Annotated in this window: 1 pseudogene; it reads right to left on the bottom strand. The window is 78.9% G+C overall.

Annotated features, from left to right (window positions below):
- Positions 1 to 375 (bottom strand): annotated as a pseudogene (locus G3I53_RS02240) (GNAT family N-acetyltransferase); the annotation flags it as partial.

The following is a 375-nucleotide window of genomic DNA, read 5'->3' as shown; positions in this document are numbered from 1 at the left end:
ACGGCCCCCCGCCCAGGACGCGCAGCGCCACCTCGTCGAGGCCCTTGCGTCCGTACCGGGCCAGCCACGCCCCGTCCACCGTCCGGGACAGCTCCACCCGGGCCGGGTGCGCGGGCAGGTCGGCGAGCGGGGCCAGGGCACCCACCCACACCTCGGCGGTCACCTCCCGGACCCAGCCCCGCCGCTCCAGCTCGGCGCCCAGCACCTCCTGGGTGCCCTCGGCACCGGTCGCGGTCTGCACGTACGCGGGCAGCCCGCGCTCCGCGTACCAGTCCCGTACGGCCGTCAGCGCCACGTCCAGCGGGCGGCCCGGATCACCGAGCGGCAGCACCGAGTTGGCGCGCCGGGTGAAGCCCGTGCGGCGCCCGGCCGGCC

It is taken from the genome of Streptomyces sp. SID14436 (genome assembly GCF_010548465.1).
GTDB lineage: Bacteria > Actinomycetota > Actinomycetes > Streptomycetales > Streptomycetaceae > Streptomyces.
This window is presented reverse-complemented; position numbering and strand designations above follow the sequence as displayed.